Here is a 5,611-nt window from a genome sequence, read left to right as displayed (position 1 = left end):
TATAAAAATCTCACTGGGCGGCGTAAGTCCCACGGAATACCGCCGGAACCTTGGAATTGCAGCATAAACAGTCCAAGAATTTGTCCGCACCTCCTTATGGGGAAAATTCACGCGGCATTGACAACGGCGGCATGGAAGTGTCCTAGGCCAAGCGGCTGAAGGCGCTTGAGGACGAGAACGCGAGACTGAAGAAGCTGCTCGCCGAGCAACTGCTGGATGCGGCCGCGCTCCGCGAGCTTCTTGCAAAAAAATGGTAGGGCCTGCCGCCAAGCGTGAAGGCGTCACGCATCTGAAGGCCGTGATGGGTCTTTCGGAGCGGCGGGCCTGCCAGATCATATCCGCCGACCGCAAGACGATCCGCTACCAGGCGAACCGACCGCCGGAGACGGAGTTGCGAGCAAAGCTGCGTGACCTTGCCAACGAGCGTCGGCGTTTCGGCTACCGGCGGCTGTTCGTGCTGCTTCGGCGGGAGGGAGAGCTGTCCGGGGTAAACCGCATCTATCGTCTTTATCGCGAGGAGGGTCTCTCTGTCCGCAAGCGCAAAGCCAGACGCCGTGCTGTCGGCACGCGTGCGCCGGTTCTGGTCGAAGCGAAGGCCAATGCCCGATGGTCGCTAGACTTCGTCCATGACCAGTTTGCTTGCGGCAGACGCTTCCGCATCCTCAATGTCGTCGATGACGTGACGCGCGAATGCCTGGCAGCAATCCCGGACACCTCGATCTCCGGCCGCCGCGTCGCACGGGAGCTGACGACGCTGATCGAACGACGTGGCAAGCCCGGAATGATCGTCTCCGACAAAGGCACCGAACTCACCTCGAATGCCATCCTCGCGTGGTCGAAGGATCACAAAGTCGAGTGGCACTACATCGCGCCGGGAAAGCCGATGCAGAACGGCTATGTTGAGAGCTTCAACGGCCGGATGCGCGACGAACTGCTCAACGAAAGCCTGTTCTTCGGCCTCGATCATGCCCGAAGCGCCATTGCCGAATGGGCGGACGATTACAATAATTTCCGGCCGCACTCATCGCTCGGATATCAGACCCCGGCAGACTATGCCGGGACCATCGCCGCAACCGGCTCCAACGCTACGCAAGATGAAAGCTTCGCGTTTCCGCCGGTTGCTCACACCGCGCCACTTGGCGTATTCAAAACCGCCGAGGCTCTAATCGCAGTCGGATGAAAGTTCAGTGGCAGGTCATCGTCGATCTCGTCAATCGTTTGGAAACGGAGACGCGCAGCGGAAAGCAGGGTCGGACGGCGGACTACCTCAACCGTCTCGACTTCATCATCCTCGATGAACTCGGCTATCTACCCTTCGCTCAGGCCGGAGGTCAGCTCCTCTTCCATCTTATCAGCAGGCTCTACGAGCGCACCTCAATCATCGTCACCACAAACCTAGCCTTCGGTGAATGGCCAACGGTGTTCGGTAAGCGGTGTTTTCCTCGCACGTTGACTAAGTGCGTCAGGCCGCTCCGAAAGCTATCGCTGCAACATTGACGGCAACAATGCGCCAACAGCGGTCGTCAGCGCCCATGACCGTCAGTCGGCGTTTCGGGGTAGTCCCGCGAAAATTCCCGCACCGCCATTAATACCGGCATAAGACCACGGCCAGCAACCGTAAGGCCGTATTCGACGCGGGGCGGCTGCTCACCAAAGTCGTGTCTTGCAACAAGGCCGTCGCACTCCAACTCCCGAAGATGTTGTGTCAGCATTTTCTGGGAAATGTCTGGGATGTCTCGCATGAACTGTGATGCTCGCATGGATGGCTGGGCAAAAAGCCGAAACAGGATGGGAAGCTTCCAACGACCGGTGATCATCCGAAGCACCCTGGCCACATGTGCAACCGATCCATCAGGGCCGAGGCAAACCTCCCTTGGTTCTCGTTCGACAGGCACCTTAAAGTGCGTAATTGCCTCGTTCATCGTCTTGTCCCCTTATCGGTGCATCGCAATAACATGGGAATTGCCAGGTGGATTTGAAACTTGATGGAAAAATTGCGCTTGTCACAGGCAGCAGCAAGGGTATCGGCGAAGGAATAGCCAAAGGGTTGGCGCGTGAGGGTGTTATTGTCATCGTCCATGGCCGTAACAAAACCAGTACGGAAGAAGTAGCCCACGACATCGTCACCCAGGGTGGGCGTGCCTATTCGGTATTTGGCGACCTGACGAATGACAATGACGTCGAAGCGCTCGTACATGATGCACAGGCTTTCGTTAAGCCCGTCGAAATCTTGATCAACAATGCGGGCGGCTCCGGCGAGCCTGAAGACTGGACCACTACTCGACCGGAGACCTGGGCATCTGGGTACGACCGCAACGTACTGGCGGCAGTAAGGGTGACCGCTCGGCTGTTGCCAAACATGCGGGCTACCAGATGGGGAAGAATCGTCAATATCTCCAGCATGGCGGCGATGATGGCTCCTGCGAAAAGGCCTGATTATGGTGCTGCCAAGGCTGCTATGATCGCGATGACGGCATCGCTTGCAAAAGAGGTTGCCATGGATGGCGTTACAGCGAACACGGTATCGCCCGGAACGATTCACAGCGACCGATTAGACGAGGGCTTCAGAAAGGTCGCCGCCGGGCAAGGTCTTGCGTCAGACGCACCATGGACCGAAATCGAGAAAACTGTGCTGCCAATGTTCGCTCAGGTCCCCATGGGCAGGGTTGGAACGCTTGAGGAGATCGCCGCTGCCATCGCCTTCCTCGTAAGTCCGCGTGCCAGCTATATCACAGGAGCGAACCTGAGGCTCGACGGCGGCATGTGGCCTGGGATTTGATCGTTTGCGGTGACCGCTTCGAGCAGACAGCACACTTTAGCCGTTTGTCCGCCGCGAATAATTCCACGGCATCAGCACGTCGATCTGGCTCTGTCTATGGCCGTTGACGATGGCGGCAAGTGTGGCGGACAGGTAGGCGAACGGATCGACAGCGTTGAGCTTGCAGGTTTCTATGAGCGAGGCGATGGTTGCCCAGTTCTCGGCTCCGGCATCGTGCCCCGCGAAGAGCGCGTTCTTGCGATTGAGGGCAATCGGCCGAATGGTGCGCTCGACACTATTGTTGTCGATCTCGATCCGGCCGTTGGTCAGGAAGAGCTTCAAACCATCCCAGTATTTGGCGATGTAGGCCAAAGCCTCGCCAAGTGGGGACTTCGTCGCAACACCGGCACGGTGATGGACGAGCCACGTATGCATGTCGGCGACGAGTGACGCGGACCGTCCCTGTCGCCCGGCGAGGCGAGCCTCCGGATCAAGGCCTCGCAGTTCGGCCTCGATCCGATACAGTTCACCGATGCGTTTGACGCCGTCCTCGGCAATGGGTGCTGTTCCGTTCCGGGTGATCTCCACCAGCTTGCGACGAGCATGTGCCCAACAATACGCAAGCCGAATGTTTGCGCCAATCCGGTCTGGCCCGATCAGTCTGTTGTATCCGGCATAGCCATCGACCTGCAGGATGCCGGAGAAGCCCTGCAATATCCGTTCGGCATGAATGCCTCCCCGACCGGGAGCGTAGGTGAAGGCCACGCCCGGCGGAGCACCGCCATTCCAAGGACGATCATCCCGCGCCAGCGCCCAGAAGTATCCGGTCTTGGTTTTGCGCGAGCCGGGATCGAGCACCGGAGCACGAGTCTCGTCCATAAAGAGCTTGGTCGAGCGCTTCAGGTCGGCAATCAGTGCGTCGAAGACGGGGCCCAATTCGAACGCTGCCCGGCCGACCCAATCGGCAAGCGTGGAGCGGTCGAGATCGATGCCCTGGCGGCCGATGATCTGGGCCTGTCGATAGAGCGGAAGGTGATCGGCATATTTGGATACCAGAACATGGGCAACGGTCGCTTCCGTCGGCAGGCCCGCCTGGATCAGCCGAGTGGGAGCCGGAGCCTGAACGACGCCGTCGGTGCAGGTACGGCACGCAAATTTGGGCCGACGGGTAACGATGACGCGGAACTGCGCCGGGACGACGTCCAACCGCTCGGAGACATCCTCGCCGATACGATGCAGACAACCGCCGCAGGCACAGACCAGGCTTTCCGGCTCGATCACCTCTTCGACACGAGGAAGATGCTTTGGAAGGGAGCCGCGATTGATTGCCCGTGGCTTGGTGACCCTGCTCCCGACAGGAGCGTCCGCCTCATCCTCGGCATGGATCACTGCCATGGCTGTTTCCAGGTCCTCCAGTGCCAGATCGAACTGGTCGGCATCAGTCTTCTCGGACTTGCGCCCGAAGGCCGCCTGCTTGAAGGCCGCGACTAGCTTCTCCAGGCGCTCGATCCGCTCATCCTTGCGGACGATCTGGACGTCTTTGGCCGCCTCGCGTGCTTGCGCCGCAATCAACATCGCTTTCAGGGCGGTAACGTCATCGGGAAGATCGGCGGTATCAAGCATGGCCAGAACCTACCAAATCCCGACCTGAATTGCTTTTGGAATTTGCGGCCCTGAGTCATGTTGCCGCAGCTATTCGATTGTTTCCGGCGACCTCGCCCTGACGGCATGAACCCGCCGCCAATCGAGGCCAGCAAACAGAGCTTCGAACTGGGCGTGCGTCAGCGTCATCAGTCCATCCTTGATGCCGGGCCAAGTAAAGGTGTGCTCTTCCAGCCTTTTGTAGGCTAGGACGATACCGGAGCCATCCCAGTAGATCAGCTTCAGCCGATCTGCCTTACGAGACCGGAACACGAAGACCGTTCCGGTAAAAGGGTCCTTGTGCAGCTCATTCTTTACCAGCGCCGCCAATCCGTCATGACCTTTCCGGAAATCCACGGGCTTGGTCGCCACCATGATCCGCACGCGGTTCGATGGAAAGATCATGTCGCCGCCGCCAAGGCACGCGCGACGGCAACGATCCGGGCGGCCGATGCCCCTTCCTCAAGACGGATCGTGACCGGACCCACCACGATCTCCGCGCGGGAGACTGATTTGGTAGATGGCTGTTCCGGCGCGTCAATCGGCGCGGGCGGCTCGACAATCAAGGCTGCGAATTCGACCACGTCTTCCGGCTGCGGCAGGAGCAGCATGCCTTTCCGCGCCAACGTGCGCCAACTCGACAGGTGATTAGCCTTTATTCCGTAGCGGTCCGCCACTTCGTTCACCGTCACGCCCGGACGCAAGCTCTCCGAAACTATCCGCGCCTTCACTTCATTAGGCCAGTGGCGATGCGTCTCACGTCGACCTCGCCGCGTCGTGAGAACCTCCAATGTAGTCTCCATGGAGAAACTCCTTACCGTTGGTCCATGGAATGTCGATCACAGATCAGGTGAAAGCGCACAATGTGGGGGCAGAACACCGGTTACGGTGTTCGGCGATGCCAAGATGACGACAGCACTTCTGGATCGTCTGACCCATCATTGCGAGATTGTCGAAACCGGAAACGAGTCCTGGCGCTTCAAGAACCGCTCTCAAAGCTAAAGCCGAAGACGATCATCACCCGCACTTGGCCTACCCTCTGCAACCCCGGCCAGCGCCGAGCAGGCCAAGCGCTGATCTACAGCACTGGGGGGGGGCAAAAATGGATAAGCAAAAGGGAGGTGCGGACAAATTCTTGGACTGTTTATGCTGCAATTCCAAGGTTCCGGCGGTATTCCGTGGGACTTACGCCGCCCAGTGAGATTTTTATAC

5 protein-coding genes and 3 pseudogenes are annotated in these 5,611 nt (G+C 59.0%); 4 read left to right on the top strand and 4 right to left on the bottom strand.

Features of this window, described 5'->3' with window-relative positions; genetic code table 11:
- Positions 1-125 precede the first annotated feature (125 nt).
- Positions 126-1,180: pseudogene (locus J2X76_RS31510) on the top strand (IS3 family transposase); the annotation flags it as partial.
- Between the two features lie 17 nt (positions 1,181-1,197).
- Positions 1,198-1,425, top strand: a pseudogene (locus tag J2X76_RS31505) (ATP-binding protein); the annotation flags it as partial.
- 98 nt (positions 1,426-1,523) lie between these two features.
- On the opposite strand, the gene J2X76_RS31500 reads toward J2X76_RS31505, so the two are convergent.
- A complete protein-coding gene (locus tag J2X76_RS31500) occupies positions 1,524-1,922 on the bottom strand; it encodes a helix-turn-helix domain-containing protein (protein WP_310221878.1) in 399 nt (132 codons plus the stop codon).
- 47 nt (positions 1,923-1,969) lie between these two features.
- On the opposite strand from J2X76_RS31500, the gene J2X76_RS31495 reads away from it, so the two are divergent.
- Positions 1,970-2,779, top strand: a complete 810-nt coding sequence (locus J2X76_RS31495; RefSeq protein ID WP_310221877.1) for an SDR family NAD(P)-dependent oxidoreductase — start codon at positions 1,970-1,972, stop codon at positions 2,777-2,779.
- A gap of 36 nt (positions 2,780-2,815) precedes the next feature.
- Here J2X76_RS31495 and tnpC read toward each other — a convergent pair whose 3' ends face one another.
- The 3 genes from tnpC to tnpA form a co-directional block, all read right to left on the bottom strand.
- Positions 2,816-4,381: an IS66 family transposase gene (gene tnpC, locus J2X76_RS31490; protein WP_310221875.1), complete on the bottom strand. Its 1,566-nt coding sequence runs from the start codon at positions 4,379-4,381 to the stop codon at positions 2,816-2,818.
- Positions 4,382-4,450: 69 nt separating this feature from the next.
- On the bottom strand, positions 4,451-4,804 hold the full coding sequence (gene tnpB / locus J2X76_RS31485) for an IS66 family insertion sequence element accessory protein TnpB (protein ID WP_310221873.1): 354 nt from the start codon (positions 4,802-4,804) through the stop codon (positions 4,451-4,453).
- Positions 4,801-5,202 (bottom strand): IS66-like element accessory protein TnpA, encoded by a 402-nt coding sequence (tnpA, locus tag J2X76_RS31480; protein WP_310221871.1) that lies wholly within the window; start codon positions 5,200-5,202, stop codon positions 4,801-4,803. Before tnpA ends, tnpB begins: the two co-directional genes overlap by 4 nt.
- Positions 5,203-5,287: 85 nt before the next feature.
- On the opposite strand from tnpA, the pseudogene J2X76_RS31475 reads away from it, so the two are divergent.
- Positions 5,288-5,401: pseudogene (locus J2X76_RS31475) on the top strand (ATP-binding protein); the annotation flags it as partial.
- Positions 5,402-5,611: the final 210 nt, after the last annotated feature.

It is taken from the genome of Neorhizobium sp. 2083 (assembly GCF_031455615.1).
GTDB lineage: Bacteria > Pseudomonadota > Alphaproteobacteria > Rhizobiales > Rhizobiaceae > Neorhizobium.
The sequence above is the reverse complement of the archived record's forward strand: the minus strand, read 5'-3'. Positions and strand labels throughout refer to the sequence as shown.